General features: G+C 61.0%; 13 protein-coding genes and 1 riboswitch. Of the genes, 1 reads left to right on the plus strand and 12 read right to left on the minus strand.

Annotated features, from left to right (window positions below):
• The first annotated feature begins 38 nt into the window (after window positions 1–38).
• A complete protein-coding gene (locus tag VJ464_03470; GenBank protein HKQ04166.1) occupies window positions 39–851 on the plus strand; it encodes a menaquinone biosynthesis protein in 813 nt (270 codons plus the stop codon).
• Window positions 852–1,062: 211 nt separating this feature from the next.
• Here the strand turns inward: VJ464_03470 and modA are convergent, their stop codons facing one another.
• From modA to VJ464_03530, 12 genes are all read right to left on the minus strand, one after another.
• Window positions 1,063–1,878 (minus strand): molybdate ABC transporter substrate-binding protein, encoded by an 816-nt coding sequence (gene modA / locus VJ464_03475; protein ID HKQ04167.1) that lies wholly within the window; start codon window positions 1,876–1,878, stop codon window positions 1,063–1,065.
• Between the two features lie 86 nt (window positions 1,879–1,964).
• On the minus strand, window positions 1,965–2,864 hold the full coding sequence (locus VJ464_03480) for a sulfate ABC transporter permease subunit (protein ID HKQ04168.1): 900 nt from the start codon (window positions 2,862–2,864) through the stop codon (window positions 1,965–1,967).
• On the minus strand, window positions 2,842–3,708 hold the full coding sequence (gene cysT / locus VJ464_03485) for a sulfate ABC transporter permease subunit CysT (GenBank protein HKQ04169.1): 867 nt from the start codon (window positions 3,706–3,708) through the stop codon (window positions 2,842–2,844). Before cysT ends, VJ464_03480 begins: the two co-directional genes overlap by 23 nt.
• A gap of 22 nt (window positions 3,709–3,730) precedes the next feature.
• Complete coding sequence (locus VJ464_03490; protein HKQ04170.1) at window positions 3,731–4,798, minus strand: sulfate ABC transporter substrate-binding protein; 1,068 nt, start codon at window positions 4,796–4,798, stop codon at window positions 3,731–3,733.
• A 147-nt stretch (window positions 4,799–4,945) separates the two neighbouring features.
• A riboswitch (cyclic di-AMP (ydaO/yuaA leader) is annotated at window positions 4,946–5,115 on the minus strand.
• 65 nt (window positions 5,116–5,180) lie between these two features.
• On the minus strand, window positions 5,181–6,359 hold the full coding sequence (wecB, locus tag VJ464_03495; GenBank protein HKQ04171.1) for a UDP-N-acetylglucosamine 2-epimerase (non-hydrolyzing): 1,179 nt from the start codon (window positions 6,357–6,359) through the stop codon (window positions 5,181–5,183).
• Between the two features lie 66 nt (window positions 6,360–6,425).
• Window positions 6,426–8,276, minus strand: a complete 1,851-nt coding sequence (locus VJ464_03500) for a glycosyl transferase family protein (GenBank protein ID HKQ04172.1) — start codon at window positions 8,274–8,276, stop codon at window positions 6,426–6,428.
• Window positions 8,277–8,336: 60 nt separating this feature from the next.
• On the minus strand, window positions 8,337–9,659 hold the full coding sequence (locus tag VJ464_03505; GenBank protein HKQ04173.1) for a tetratricopeptide repeat protein: 1,323 nt from the start codon (window positions 9,657–9,659) through the stop codon (window positions 8,337–8,339).
• Between the two features lie 336 nt (window positions 9,660–9,995).
• The gene (locus VJ464_03510; protein ID HKQ04174.1) at window positions 9,996–11,132 is read right to left on the minus strand and encodes a cellulase family glycosylhydrolase; all 1,137 of its coding nucleotides are present in this window, start codon (window positions 11,130–11,132) and stop codon (window positions 9,996–9,998) included.
• A gap of 11 nt (window positions 11,133–11,143) precedes the next feature.
• Entirely contained in the window at window positions 11,144–13,042 is a 1,899-nt protein-coding gene (locus VJ464_03515) for a DUF2334 domain-containing protein (protein HKQ04175.1), read from the minus strand.
• 65 nt (window positions 13,043–13,107) lie between these two features.
• Entirely contained in the window at window positions 13,108–13,329 is a 222-nt protein-coding gene (locus tag VJ464_03520; protein ID HKQ04176.1) for a hypothetical protein, read from the minus strand.
• A 331-nt stretch (window positions 13,330–13,660) separates the two neighbouring features.
• A complete protein-coding gene (locus tag VJ464_03525; GenBank protein ID HKQ04177.1) occupies window positions 13,661–14,047 on the minus strand; it encodes a hypothetical protein in 387 nt (128 codons plus the stop codon).
• A gap of 17 nt (window positions 14,048–14,064) precedes the next feature.
• Window positions 14,065–15,417: an aminopeptidase P N-terminal domain-containing protein gene (locus tag VJ464_03530; protein ID HKQ04178.1), complete on the minus strand. Its 1,353-nt coding sequence runs from the start codon at window positions 15,415–15,417 to the stop codon at window positions 14,065–14,067.
• Window positions 15,418–15,474: the final 57 nt, after the last annotated feature.

Genomic DNA, 15,474 nt, shown 5'->3' on the forward strand with positions numbered 1-15,474 from the left:
GCTGATACCCGACACCCAACACCCAGCACCCAACACCTATGAATAAGCCATTCATTGCGGCGTCGAGTTACTTGAACGCCGCGCCACTCTGGTACAGCTTCCTCTACGGCGAGCAGAAGAGTCGCTGCACGCTGGTGTCGGATGTCGCGCCGGTTCGTTGTGCGCAGCTGCTTGCCGAACGCCGCGCCGAGGCGGCGCTGATTCCGGTGATCGAGTATCAGCGCCAGGCTGATCTGCTGATTGCGCCGGGCGCTTGCGTCGCTTCAAAGACGCAGGTGTATAGCGTCGTGCTGGCGTCACGGGTGCCGCTGGCCGAAGTGCGCTCGGTGACGCTCGACACCACTTCGCGCACCTCGGCGGCACTCGTCGAAATCATCTTCAGCCGATTCTACAAGCTCACGCCGGAATACCGAACGGCGCCGCCGCGCATTCAGGAGATGCTCGAAACCTCGGACGCGGCGCTGATCATCGGCGACCCGGCGATGATGATTGACCGTCGCGGCCTGCACGTCTACGACCTCGCCGAAGAATGGCGCAAGCATACGGGATTGCCGTTCGTCTTCGCTTTCTGGGCGATGCGGCGCGACGCTGCCGATATGTTTGCGCCGGGCGTCGAGCGCCGCGTTGACTTTCGCGCGGCCCGACACGAAGGCGTAGCGCACGCCGAAGAACTGGCAGCACTCTACTCCGAGCAGCTCGGCATGGCGAAAGGCGAGCTGGTCAGTTACCTCACCAGAAATATCCACTATGATCTGGACGACGAAAGCCTGAGCGGGCTAAAGCTCTATTATGAGCTGGCGCATGAATGCGGGCTGATTGACGACGCGCGTCCGCTGATCTTCTGCGAATGAGCAAAAGCCTGCGATGCGAGCGAAGTGCATCGCAGGCTCTTGCGAATCCCCTAGAGCGGTTATCAATTGCCTATGGCCTGGGAGCGCGGGCGTCTCGCCGGCTTTCTTTCACATACGCAAGACGGGCGGGCAAGATGCCCGCGCTCCCAGGCTACACCCATCTGAAAACCGCTCTAGTTTTTTCAGCTCGCCTCTTGAAGAATATGAATCGCTATTTTGTTGAAGGATTGCTGTAACCGTAGCGCCGCAGAATCGCCTGCCCTTCGTCGCCGAGAATAAAGTCTACAAAGCGCCGCGCCAGGTCTTGTTTGCCAGAGGCCCTGATGATCGCCAGCGCCTGGTCTATGGGCTGGTGCAGTCGCTCGTCAACCTCGACGTATTGCCCTTCGCCCGGCTTCACCAGGGCCAGCGGGATGAAGGCGATGTCTGCGTTGCCCGACGCAGCGTATTGCTTGGTGTTAGAAACGTTCGTGCCATAGACGACCTTTGACTCGACCGCCGGCCAGACGTTCAGCGCCTTGAGCGCCTCGACGGTCGCCCGGCCATAGGGCGCGAGGTCGGGCTTGGCGATGGCAATCGTCTTCACGTCCGCGCTCGTGACATCTTCCAGGCGATTGATCTTGGCCCGGCCCCGCGGGGGCATCCAGGCGACGAGCCGGCCGCGCGCATAGACGGCGCGCGAGTCAGGCACAATCAGGCCCTTCTGACTCAGCTCATCGACGTGCTCCACGTCAGCCGACGCGAATAGGTCAAAGGGGCCGCCGTTCTCGATCTGCCTGGTCAGATCAGCCGTGCTGCCGAAGCTGTAGACGACGCGCGCGCCGGTCTTGGCCGTGAATTGACTGGCGACTTCCGCGAAGGCGTCGGTGAGATTTGCGGCGGCGGCCACCGTGATCTCTGGCGCGTTCTGCTGATCGAGCGCCGGTCGCTGGCGACAGCCGGCAAGCAGAATCAAGCCGACGATCAGCACGGCACAGGGCCTACAGCTTGAGATGAAGACGGCCCGCCAGTTTTCAGATCGCTTCATGGTTCTCCTCCCTGACGGCTTTGCTCATTTCAGGTCAAGCAAAAACATATGGATTACACGGCTTTATAGCGATTTTTTATAATTGCCTAAAGCGGCGGAGAGGCGGCGGCGTCCGTGCCGGAATTCCTTTCGGCTCGCCTCTTGAAGAATTCGATGATCATGAGGATGACGAACGAGATGATCGCAAGCACCACCGCCATGGCGTTGGCGCCGACCGCATTGCGATCATCGAGCGACCGAAAGATGAATAGCGTTGCCGTCTCGGTCAAGCGGCTGACGCCGCCGCTGACGACCAGCACCGCGCCGATCTCGCCGACGGCGCGGGCAAATGTAAGCGAGACTCCATACAGCAAGCCCCAGCGAATTGCCGGCAGGGTGACATGGCGGAATGTCTGCAAAGGGCTGGCGCCCATCGTGCGCGCGGCGTTCTCCTGGTCGCGGCTCGCGTGACTCAAGACCGGAACCACTTCGCGGATCACGAAAGGCAGCGAGATGAAGATCGTCGCGATCAGAATGCCCGGCAGCGCGAAGACGACTTTGATGCCGAGCGCGTCCGTCAGCCCCGTCAGCCAGCCGTTTCTGCCAAACAGCAAGATGAGCATGAAGCCGGCAATCACCGGCGACACCGCAAACGGCATGTCTACCAGGCCATTGAGCAGGCGCTTGCCCCAGAAATCATCGCGCGCCAGCACCCACGCGATGCAGAGGCCGAATAGCGTATTGATCACCGTCGCGCCGGCCGCCATCACCAGCGTCAGCTTGAGCGCGCTCAGGGCATCAGCAGAGGTGACCTGCCGCATAAACGCGCCGGCGCCTTCCGAGAGCGCGCCATAAACGATGGCCACCATCGGCGCAACCAGTAAGCCCGCGGCGTAGAGCAAGACGAGGGCAACGAGCGCCCATTCGACGAGCCGAGCGCGCACTGGCGGCTTGCGTGAAGACGCCTGCAAGGTCGTCACCGGCTCATCGATTATCGCTTGCGACATGGCCCCTCCGGTTGCGGCTCTGTAGCCATTCGACGGTGACGATGAGCGCGAACGACAGCGCCAGCAAGACCAGCGACATGGCGCTGGCGGCGCGCTCGTTGTGCGATTCGATCTGCCCGTAGACGTAGACCGGCGCGGTCAGCGTGCGCCCGGGGATGTTGCCGGCGACGACGACAATCGAGCCGAATTCGCCGAGCGCCCGCGCAAAACATAACAGCGAGCCGCTAATCACCGCCGGCGCAATCGTCGGGAAAACGATGCGTCGAAAGGTCGTCCAACGGGACGCGCCAATCGTGTACGCGGCTTCTTCTTCGCTGCGCTCGGCTTCGATCAACACCGGCTGCACGGAGCGAATCACGAAGGGGTAAGTAATCACCAGCAGCGCCAGCACGATGCCCGGCGTCGCGAAAATAATCTGGATGCCGTGCGCGCCGAGCCATGCGCCAAGCGTGCGCTGCGGCCCGTAGAGCGCCACCAGCATCACGCCGGTCACCAGCGTCGGGATCGCAAACGGCATATCGATCAAGCCATTCAACAGGCCGCGCCCATAGAAGCGATAGCGCACGATCACATAAGCCGTCAGCGTGCCCATCACCGCGTTGATCAAGGTGACGATGACCGCCATGAGGATGGTCAGCTTGAGCGCCGCAAACGCCGCCGGACTGGCGAGGTCTGACCAGAAAGCGCGCAGGCCATCGCGCAGGCCGTTGGCTAGAATCGCCGCCAGCGGCAGCGCGATCATCACGCCGAGGTAGAGCGCCGCCGTAACGCGCAGTCCCCAACGACCCCACGGCAAGGCGACGCGCGCCGGTGACACATCAACGGGTGCGGAGGCGAGTTTCATCCCATCCCTTCCGGCGCAAAACTCAGCGCCCTTTCTGCAACTCTTCGCTAACGCGTGTATAGGCACCCTGCGGGCCGTAGATGCTGTCGGCGACTTTCTTCCAGCCGCCAAGGTAATCCATCTTCCACAAATCCGCAACTGCCGGATACTGTGATTTGACTTCCTGAGCGACCGCCTGATCCACAGGGCGCAGTCCATACCTGGCAAAGGCGCGTTGCGCTTCAGCCGACCAGAGGAAGGCAAGGAAGGCTTCGGCGGCTTCGCGGACGCCGTGCTTATCCACGTACTTGTCGACCAGCGCCGCAGGGTTCTCGATTAAGATCGTCGAGTGCGGGATGACATAGTCGTAATTCTGCCCGCCTTGCTTGGCAACCAGCACTTCGTTTTCGTAAGTGACCGCCGCATCGCCGACGCCCTTCTCAAAGTTGGTGATCGATTCGCGCGCCCCTTTGTCCATGATCGAGACGTTGTGAAAGACGTTCTTGAGAAACTCCTGCGCCGCCGCCGGATCGTCTTTGGCGACGCCGGCATAACCGCGCAGCGCCGCGCCGTACATCGCGTTGATGTTCCACTGCGCGCCGCCCGAAGTCTTGGGGTCAGGCGTCAAGATGTTCAGCCCGGGCTGCGCGAGGTCGGCCCAGTCTTTAATGCCTTTGGGATTGCCGGGGCGCACGGCGATGACGACAATCGAAGTGCTGATCATGCCGCGGTTCGCTTTCGCCTTCCAGTCGTGGGTGATCAATCCGGCTTCACTGATCTTGTCAATGTCACCTTCGAGCGACAGTGCCGCGATGTCGGCTTCAAAGCCGCCGGTGATGGCGCGCGCCTGTGCGCCGCTGCCTTGATAAGACTCCTGAAACTCGACATCCTGCCCGGTCTTCTCTTTCCAGTACTTTTGAAATGCCGGGATGATGGCTTTGCCATAGGCTTCGCGCGGCGTCGTGTAACCGCCGAGGATCAATGTCACGCGGTTGCCGCTCTTACTTGATCCGCCGCCGCAGCCTTCGAGTGATACGCTCAGCATCAACAGCAGAAGGCCCACGACGGCAGCCGGCCAGCCGGAAGTACGTTTCGCGATTTTTCGTTGCATAAACAGTCACCCTCTAGCGGCGCTCGGAGTCACGCTCGTCGAGCCGCTCATGTTTCATGAAGTTCGAGCAAGGGAATTCGCCGGAAGCTCAAGAGCAAGGAAAGGGCGCGGAGCCATACGCCCCGCGCCCGAATCTCGTCGCGGCGTAATGCCCTTCCTTTTAGCCTGCGAGGTTAGCTGACGGGCTTGGACTGGAAGTGTCCTACGAGTGCCTCAGACTCGATACGCCCCCGCCGCGTCCACGACACGGCCCTGGTTCCCCCGCGTTGCCCTTCTCACGCTTCAAGCGCCGCGAGCAACTTCGGCAGACATACTGTGATGCAGGAATACTACGCAGGTCGGTTGAGAAAGTCAAAAACAAAAATCATCACGGCTATTTCCATCAATCGCCGGCGGCCATTGCCTCGGCGTCAAACATCAACTCGATCAGCGACGGCTCATAGACGTCGCAGATGCGTTGCGCCAATACGTCAACGATGCGCGCGGCGGCGCGGCCATCGCCGAAGGGATTCTCGGCGCGGCTCATTTGCTTGTATGCCTCGACGTTCGACAGCAGCAAGGCGGCCTCTTCAAAGATGCCCGCGGCGTCGGTGCCTACCAGACGGCCCGCGCCGCATTCGATGACTTCGGGGCGCTCGGTGGTATCGCGCAGCACCAGCACAGGCTTGTGGAAAGACGGCGCTTCTTCCTGTATGCCGCCCGAATCGGAGAGGATGAAGTGACTGCGGCGCATCAGCCGCAGCAGGTCTGTGTAGCCGACCGGCTCGACCAGATGAACGCGCGGCAGGCCGCCGAGCTGTTGCATCACCACCTGGCGCACGTTGGGGTTCAGGTGGACGGGATAGACGATCTCGACATCATCGAAGCGTTCGATGATCGCCCGCAAGCCGTCGCAGATCGCGTACATCGGCAAGCCATGATTTTCGCGGCGGTGCGCCGTGACCAGCAGCACGCGGCGGTCAAAATTCACTTCGTTCAAGCGCGCATCCGTAAACGGCCCATCGAGCGGGATCGAGCGCAGCGCATCAACAATTGTGTTGCCGGTCACAAAGATGTTTTCCGGCGGCACGCCCTCACGCAAAAGGTTGCGGCGCGCGCCTTCGGTCGGCGCGAAGTGCATATCCGAAAGGCTGCCGGCAAGCCGGCGATTCATCTCTTCGGGAAACGGGTTGTGCAAGTCGAAAGAGCGCAGCCCGGCTTCGACGTGACCGACACGGATGCCTTGATAGAAGGCGGCGAGCGCCGCAATCGTCACCGTCGTCGTGTCGCCCTGCACCAGCACGGCATCGGGCTTGATCTCGGTGAACAGCTCGGACAACGCGGCCATCGCCCGCGCCGCAAAGCCGCCGAGGCTCTGATTGTGCTGCATTAGATCAAGGTCAATGTCGGGCCGCTGAGAGAAGACCGCAAGCACCTGATCGAGCATCTCGCGGTGCTGGCCGGTGGCGACCAGCAGATGATCGAAGAGGTCTTGGCGGCGGTTCAATTCACGCACGACCGGCATCATCTTGATGGCTTCCGGTCGCGTTCCCATGATCGTGACTACACGTTGTCGGTTCATAATGGCTCGTCCTTAAACTGGTATTCCGTCCGCTGTGGCGCAAGCTGTTAGCTTGCGCCACTTTCTCTATTCGCTAAATCCATAACTCAGGTTCCGATCAACCACAAAGCTGAGCGGCTGGCGCGATACCCTGCGGCGTCCGAGCAGCAAGTCGCTGAGCGACGGCTCGCGCCCATCAACGATCATCTCTTCGACTTCCAGGTGCGGCTCGACCATCACCGGCTGCGCCGGCGTGGCGCGGCGTTGCTGGCGGGCGGCGGTTGCGACGTCGGCTTGCAGCGAAGACATATCGCGGCGCACGCGCTCGACAAAGGCTGTCGCCTGAGCGGCGCGCTCGCGGGCGATGTCAGATTCAATCATCTGCCGCAGCTCCAACAGCGCCTCGTCCAGTCGCCAGTCGGGCGATGGCTTTGGCGTCAGCACCTCTTGAATGCGCGCCACCGCCGTGCGGCCCGCGTTTGTGAGCGCCTCGGCAACGCCGTGCTGATTGGCGACGACTTCGCCGTGCGACGGAAAGAAGTGCTGCGTCTTGTCCCAGGCGATCTTCTTGCCCTGCATTTCGGCGGTCAGAAACTGCCGCGTCGCGCGGAAGGTCACCGTGACGTTGATGATGTTGCCCCAGACCAATCGCGGGATCGCTAGCAGTCCCTGTTTGAAATTGTAGATGCGCGTCGTCGCGATCACTCGTTGCAGCATGCGATTCAGCATCATCGTCATGCAGAGCGATATCGCCAGGTTGACCCAGGCATGCTCATGCAGCAGCGGCGCGAGGTCAGGCCAGACGGTCTTTTGCAGCAACAGGTGAATCAGGCTGTAGACCATGAACAGGTAATTGAGCAGCACCAGCGTATTGGCCCACACGCCTTTGCGGTCGTGGAACAACATCCAGCGGGTGCGCGGGCCGCCCGTCCAACCGAAGTGCTTCCAGTTCTGAAAAATGATCCCCACCATCCAGCGCGTCCGCTGGCGCACGGCGGTCTTGAAGGTCGCCGGGAAGTGCGCCCGCGTGGCGATCAGCTCGGTGGTCTCTTTACCGGCGGCGGCTGCCTGTTTGCGCACCAGCGCCTGGCGCACGAAGATGGCTTTGTGGCCGCTCATCTTCAAGCGCAAGCCGAAGTCATAATCTTCCGTCAGCGAGTTGGTGTTGAAGACCTTGTCGCCGTACTCTTCCGAGAGCTTGTTGAAGACGCTGCGGGCGATGCAAGTGCCGACGCCCGCCGACGGCACGAAGCCGTTCGCCCACTCGCGCACATAGATGTCTTTGGTGTGGGTCTCGGCGAACTCGTCCATGTAGCTGCCGGCGGTGAATTGTTGAGCCGGCGTTTCGATGGGGAAGACCGGCGTTTGAATCATGTTCACGCGCCGCTTGGTCATCAGGTAGTTATAGAGCTTCAGCTCCAGCGGGTGCAGCACGTCTTCGGGATCGTGCATGACGATGAAGTCATACGGGTTGCCGCTGATGCGCTCCTGCTTGCGCAGCGTCGCGAACGCGGCGTTCAAATTGTCGGCTTTATTCGACGGGCCGGGCTGCGGGTTGACCGCCTTGTGGACGTTCGGCAGCCGGGCCGCCGCCGCATCGATCTTCTCTTGCGTCGGCAGATCGTTCGGGTAGCAGGCGATGAAGAAGTCGTAGTTCTGGTAATCGATCAGCTGGCTGTTGGTGACCAGCATCTCTTCGATGACGTCTTCTTCGTGCCAGGCGGCGACGAAGATGGCGGCGCGCTTCTGCGGCACGGCATCGAGGTCGGCGTCGGAAAGTAGCGGGTACTTGCGGCGCGGGTAGCTGATGCGGCGCGCCAGGTAAGAGACCCAGTAGTAGACATCAACGAACAGATCGTCGAGGCCGCTGATGATGTTGCCCAGCGCCAGGAAGGCGAAGACGATCTCGGCGATTGAGATAGTGTGAGGGCTATCCACAATAATCTTCCTTGTCGTTCTCGATTCAACAATCGTTCGGGGCGCCGACCTGTGCGGGCGCTATTCTTTTGCGTAATACTTACCCACTGTCAGCATCAAGCGGAAATCGTTATAGCGCGAGCCGTAAGGGTTCGGCTCGCCTGGGCGCGAGATGCCAAAATAGAATCCCTGCACGTATTCGCCGCTCACCGAAACGCCGAGCGGTCGCCAGGGCGTGAAGCGTATCCCGCCGGCAGCTTCGGCGACGTTGTTATAGAAGTCGCGCCCGCTGTCTTTCACCACACTGCCGCGCCCGTAGAGGTCGAGCGACAGCTTGTTCCACTGGAAGAAACGCAGACCTTCGCGCGCCTGCCCGAAGGCGATGAAGTTGTCGCGGAAGCGGCTGTAGTAGCTGGCGTCGAAGTAGACGTCGCCGACCAGCTTCATCGGCGCTGCCGGCCCTGTGGTTTCGGCGACGCTGTCCCACTCGCGCGAGTAGTAGACGCCGGCGCGAAAGTCCGAGCGGGCGCGCACCGTCGAGAGCGAGTTATTCAGCAGGTTCTTGGCGATACCGGCTTCGCCGTAGACCGTCAGGTTGTTCTTGAACGGGCGGGCGCGCAGGCCGACCCCGGCGACCAGAAAATTGTCCGAATAGATTTGCGGCGCGCTGCCGGCGCTCGACCGCGTGTCGCGAGTCAGGCGCAGGCTGGCGTAAGCTTCGACCGCGTGCGCCGATTCCAGCACAAAGCCGTTGCGAATCACCAGCGGCGCGATGAAGTTGCCGAAGCGCTGTTGATAAAAGGGCGCGGCGTAGACTTCGCTGACGAAGGTGCCGGCTTTATAACCGCCGCCCGCGGGCTGTAGGTTACGCAAAGCGGTCTGCGCTTTGGCGCGCAGGTCGGCGTTGCCCGAATTCGCCACCTGGGCGAACAGCTCACGCGCCTGCTGCTTGTCGCCGAGCTTGTCATAGAGGTAGCCGAGCTGCGTCTTCACCTGATCGTTGTGCGGGTCGCGCTTTTCGACTTCGAGGAACTGGCCGAGCGCCTCGCGCGTCTGGCCCTGGTGAATGTAGAGGTAGCCGAGTTGCGAGCGCACCTGCATGTTTTCGGGGTCGAGCTGAATCGCCTGCTGAAAAGCGCGGATGGCTTCATTGTCATTGCCGCTTGATAGCAAAGCGTAAGCGAGGTCGAGGCGGGCGCGGACGTTGGTCGGGTCGGCTTCGACGGCGCGGCGGAAGCTCACAGCCGCTTGCTCGTACTTCATCTCGCGCAGCAGGCCATAGCCTTCATTGAGATATTGCTTCGCTTGCTCGGCGTTCGACTGCGCCGACGTGGTGAGCGCGGCGGCGGCGATCAGTGTGAGTGTGGCCAGCACGCGAACGAGGCGAGAGACTTTGGCGTTCATGCATACACTCCTGGACAATTCGGCATCCTCTACGGTCGCTATTCTTATTCTTGCGGGAGCAATGTAGCTAAATTGCGAATGCTGCGATTATCGAGCTTTTTGCGAGCTTTTCGCGGCTTTCATTGATAAATATGGGGAGCCAGCAACCCTGCGGCGAAGATAATTCATGGCCGCCGCCGCGTCAATTACCTTAACGGGCCAGGCCACCGGGCTTTCTTTACAAAACCGCCTTTATAGCGGTTTTCATTTGGATGTAGCGCAAGGCGGTTAGCTTGCGCGAGTCTCGGCGCAAGCTAACCGCCTTGCGCTACATGGCAACCCCAAATGCAATCCGCTCTAGAACTGCCGCCCCACGTTTGAGGGACGCACCGCATTGTTGGCCCAGTCGGCTTTGATCGTTTCGATGAGCGCGCTGGTCGCCACGTCATGGTGATTTTTACTGTCAGCGCCGAAGCGGAAATTGAACTCGTCGTAATCGAGCGGAAAGCTGGTCTCCCATAGCCACAGCGCATGATTTGCGCCCATCGCTTCGATCAAACGCATCTGCAAGGCGACATAATCGCTGGCGCTTCGCGCAAAGCGCTCGACGCCGAATTCATTGACCGCCACAGGCACCGCGTTCTCCTTCTTGAAGTCGGCGATGCGACAGTAGAGCGCCTCGACCTCTGCCGCCTGATAGCCGGCCCGCCGGCTCTCTTGATGCGAGTAGGCATAAGGCTCGTACTGGTGAACCGTGTAGACGGTGCGCGCGTCGCCCGTCGGCTCTAGCCCGTCGAGCGAATCCACTGTGCTCCAATCCGCCGCGCCGACAAGGATCGGTGTGCGCGCATCAACTTCGCGGATAGCCCCGGTGATCTGCCGCGCCAGGCGATTCCAGACGCCGTGCTTTGTGGTTTCGGGCTCGACCATCAGGTCATAGCCGACGACGTTGGCGCGGTCTTTCAAACGGCGAGCCGTCTCGCGCCACATCTCGACCCAGGCGGCCTGCGCCGGCTTCGACTTCCAGAGCCGCGACGGCTTCGGATCGTCGTCGTCGAATATCTCTTCGCGGCGCGCCGGGCCGGTGCGGAACGAAACGACGACGAAGAGGTCGGCCTGTTCGGCGCGATCAATCAACTGCTGAAGGTTCTGAAAGACTGCCTCGTCAAAGCCGTACTCGGCGTCTTCGGTAAAGACGCCGGGGTGCGAGATATTGACATAGTTCGCGCCCCACGCCGCCAACGTGTTGAAGTCCTGCTGCGAGTAAGGCGGCCCGACCGGTCCCGGCCCCATCTCGTCATCGCGAGTCACGCGTTGCTGCCAGATGTTCGCGCCGCGCAAGCTGGTCGGCCCGCGCCACAGGTCGAACTTCTCGCGGATCGTCGCCGCAACGCCTACAGGCGCGTCCTCAACTAAGGACGCGCCCGCAGGCGTTGCAACGCCGCAAAGCATCTGGGTAGTCACGAGCAGAGCAATCAGCAACCAGGGTTTCATCACATTGCCTCTTACTTGTACTTGAACCCCGCCGGCAGCATCGCGTTGCGCCCATCGGTGTTGGTCACTTTGACATCCGCATCGCCCTTCGCGCCGGCAGGTGTGCGGCAGGTAATCTTTGAGGAATTGACGACGACAACATTGGTCGCCGGGGTGTTGCCGATCAGCACTGTCGCGCCGGCCTCGAACCCCGTGCCGTCAATGGTCACGTTGGTGCCGCCCGACTTTGAGCCGGAGTCCGGCGAAATCTTCGTCAGGCCGAGGATCAGGTCGCGCATGCCAACCCAGGTGTAGCCGAGCTGCGTGATCCCATTGACCAGATTGACGAAGTCATTATAGGCATTCAGGTACGCCAGGTCCTGTTCGACCCAGAAGGGATGGAAGAAGAACGAGCCGAAGCCGTCGCGTACCACCAGGCCGTATTGCGCGTTGGTCAACAAGTCCTGCCAGGTGTAGGTGATGCACGAGGTCGGGTCAATGTTGCAGATGTCGTACTCGATATTGCCGAGGTTTTCGGGAAGCACGCGCTGCCCGTAGTAATCCGACGAGATGACATACGGGTAAAACATGCCGCCGCTGAAATCGTGGTTGGCGGCGTTCGGGTCGAGGTTCGGCGTCTCTGCCGTGTAGTAGACGGCGCGTTGATAGGTATTCTGGAAGAGGCCGTTGATGGCCGCGTAGGCTTTCGGTGACGCCTGATAGTGCGGCGCTTCAAAAACGTCTGCCTCAAAACCGCTGCCCTGTAGCTCGGCGATGCCGGCGCTCAAGCGATCAGCCGCCCAGGCAAACGAGTCCTCGGCTACGGGTCGGTTGCCGGTGGCATACCAGAACTCGAAATCATCGGCACTGACCGCGGTGTAGAGGTTCGGCACATTGTTGTACTGGTGCGTGTAGCCGTGCATCAGTACCGAGCCGCCGCGGGACTTGGCGTACTTTAAGGCATTCAGCAGGTCCGTCGCTTGCGCCAGATGCACCTCCATCGGCACGCCGGAGTTGTAACGGCCCAGCGGGTCGCGGTAGAAGGGGATCGCGGCGATTGAGAACTTGATGTTCTTGCTCTTCAGGAAATTGGTCAGCCGGGTCATCGCATTGGTGTCAACCGTCGCGGCGACGTCTTCCAGGCGCACCATCGCGCGGTGCTGTTCCGGGTGATTGATGCCGAGAATGTCATGCAGCAAGTCGCACAACGCGAGGTAGCGGTCGCGCGGGCCGATGAAGGATAACGGCAGGTCGGCGAAGTACCAGAAGTTGCCCGAACGGACGACGTAAGGCGCGACCTCCTGCGTGCCGCTGTTTTTGGCGCTCACGGTCGTGGTCGCTTTCGTCGCGTCGGTGATCTGCACGAGGCCGAAATCCGGGTCGGCCTTCACGGTGTTGGTCGCCGCGTCGTAGGCGTAATACTTCATCATCGCCTTGTTCTTGTAGGTGATCGTGTCGAAGAAGCCCGGCGACGGGGTTGAGGCCGACGGCGTGCCGTTGAGCCCGCGCAGCGACAGGAAGGTGAAGCCATGCGTCGCCGGGAAGTTATAGGTCTGATCCCAGGTCAGCTTCCAGAAATTATATTTGAACCAGACCATCGGCTTGGTGGTCTGCGCCGCATCGCTCAGGAAGCTCACCGGCAGCGGGTTGTCGTAAAGCGCGCCGAGGTAGAAAGTCGCCTGGTGCGCGTTGATCTGACCGCTGGTGTAGGTTTCGACCGGCACGAGATCAGCTTTCAACTGAAAATGGCCGAGCAGGTTGCTCAACATAATGGCATACATAAATCCCAGCTTGCCGTACTGGGTGTTGGTCGAATCGTAGAGGATCAGCACGGGGTTGGCGGTCGTCGCCGCCTGCGTGCGAGTGCGCTGCGGCACATAAGCAATGAGCATCCCCGCGACGAGGGCAAAGATGAGCAAGGTCTTCTTCATTATGGTCTCTCCTGGAATCGAGCGGTTACAGGTCAATCCGAGCCGGGCCGTGGCGGCAGACGGCTTTAGCGATACATTCTGACTTTCTTATCCGAGTGGCCTTTGCACATCAGGGGCGTCGTGTCACCCGGCTTGGAATCGAACTTCACATCCTTATCGGGCTTGGCCGGCGGCGGGATGGTGCTGAATATGGGTTTATCTTTGCCATGCGTCACCAGCGATGGGCCGCTGGTAATCAGGACGAGCAGCGACAGCAGCAAGACAGGAAAAGCTAAGAAGCGCGTCATCGGGTAGTTCTCCTTGACCGGATGTCCGGCACAGTTGTTTGGCCGGTGTTCAAGACGGCTGGGCGATCCTCACCGAACGCCCGGATCGTCGTAGTGGTCACACCGAGTCAAATGAGAACCCTTCCGGCAATCGAATCAAATGTTCAATGTGCGCTCAGTTCCGCGGACGGCAAAACGCTTCCCCTTTCGGGTAATCCGCCCGCCGTGCCGCCGAGCGACCGCGCAAGAATGATCATCGGCAGATCAACCAGTAATCTGATCTCGCTCTCGCAGGCACAGGGGTTTGCGCCGCTGCGTGATTCCCGCTGACTTCTCGGCTGCTTTTTCAGATTTAGCTGAGGGTCAATCGGATGCCGAGCTTATCGCAGTAAGCCTTGATGTGCTTGATGCGCTGCCGCGAAGGCAGTTCGAGGATGGGCGAGCCTTTCGCCTTCGGCTTGATGACGCCGGGATGTGCCGCGGATCGCCAAAAGAGTTGTTCGCCACGCGGCAGTTTTTTCAGCTCGGCTTCGAGGGCGGCAATGCCGATGCGCTCGTTCTCCTTTGCGGTAATCTCGTCGTAGCTCTTGGCGCGATTCGTTCCAATCATCACCGCATAGTGCCAGCGACCCTTCACCTTCCAGCTATACAGCTCATAGCCTTTCATCGCCTGCGCCGCCTGCCCACAGGTGGCAAGCGCGACGAACATCACGACCACCGCAATTGATTTGTGTAACATCAAGCCTCCTCGGCCAATCACTCGCCCAGGTGGGCGCCCATCATCAGACCTTCGATCTCGTCAATCGTCTTCGGCACTCGCGCCGATAAAACTTCGCAGCCGTCTTCGGTCACCAGCACGTCGTCTTCGATGCGCACGCCGATGCCGCGATAACGCGCCGGCACATCTTCGAGATCAGCGGCGACGTACAGCCCCGGCTCGATGGTCAGCACCATGCCGGGCGCTAGCCTTCGCCACTCGTCGGCGACTTTGTAAGGGCCGGCGTCGTGAACGTCCATCCCCAGCCAGTGACTCGTGCGGTGCATATAGAATTTCTTATAGCCGCTGGGCGCGTCCGGCTGGTTCTGGTATTTGTTGCCTTCTTCGATCAACTGGTCAACATCGCCTTCGAGCAAGCCGAGCCGCACCATGCCCTCGGTCAAGACGCGCACCGCGCGGTCGTGCGGCTCGATGAAGGTCGCGCCGGGCCGCACCGCTTTGATGGCTTCGAGCTGCGCGTCGAGCACGACTTGATAGACCTCGGCCTGGGCCTCGCTGAAGGTGCCGCTCGCCGGCCAGGTGCGTGTCACGTCGCCGGTGAAGTAGCCGAACTCTGCGCCCGCATCGATCAACAGCAGATCATCGGCTTCGATGCGGCTGTTGTTCGTCACATAATGCAGTACGGTCGCATTCGCGCCTGCCGCAACAATCGGCGCGTAGCCATGACGCGGACTGCCCTGCTTGCGAAAGACGTAGCGCAACGTCGCTTCGATCTCGTACTCGTGCATTCCGGGGCGCAACGCCCTGAGCGCCGTCAGGTGCCCGTCACAAGTGATCTCGACGGCGCGGCGCAGCGCTGCCAGGTCATCCGCCGTCTTGATCAAGCGCATCTCGTGGAGGGTGTCTGACGGATCAATCACCGAAGTCGGGCCGACGCCGCTGCGCTGGCGCTCGCGCTGAAAGCGGCGCACCCAGCCAACCAGTCGCTCGTCGAATGTCGGGTCGCTGCCGAAGCGATAATAGATGCGCTCGGCCTTCGCCGCCAGCAGCAGCTTCGGCAATTCCTCATCGAGCTGATCGATAGTAAAGGCCGCGTCCGCGCCGTAGTCGCGCTTCGCGCCTTCGGTGCCGGCGCGCCAGCCGGTCCACACTTCGCGCTCGCGGTCTTTCGGCTGCACGAACAGCGTGAAGCGATGTTCCGGGTGGTCGGGCACCAGCACGGCGACGGCCTGAGGCTCTTCAAAGCCGGTCAGGTAATAAAAGTCTGTGTCCTGGCGGTACTCGTGCTCGACATCATTATTGCGAATCGCCGCAGGCGCGGCGGGGAAAATGGCAGCGCCCCGCTGTAGGCGCGCCATCAACTGTTCGCGCCGCTCTTTCATCGCTTGCATCAGCATCTCCATAATCAAATTGCTTGTCCACACGGTTGGTGCGAGAATTTTTAACTA

This window comes from Blastocatellia bacterium, from assembly GCA_035275065.1.
In the GTDB taxonomy this organism is placed as follows: domain Bacteria; phylum Acidobacteriota; class Blastocatellia; order UBA7656; family UBA7656; genus DATENM01.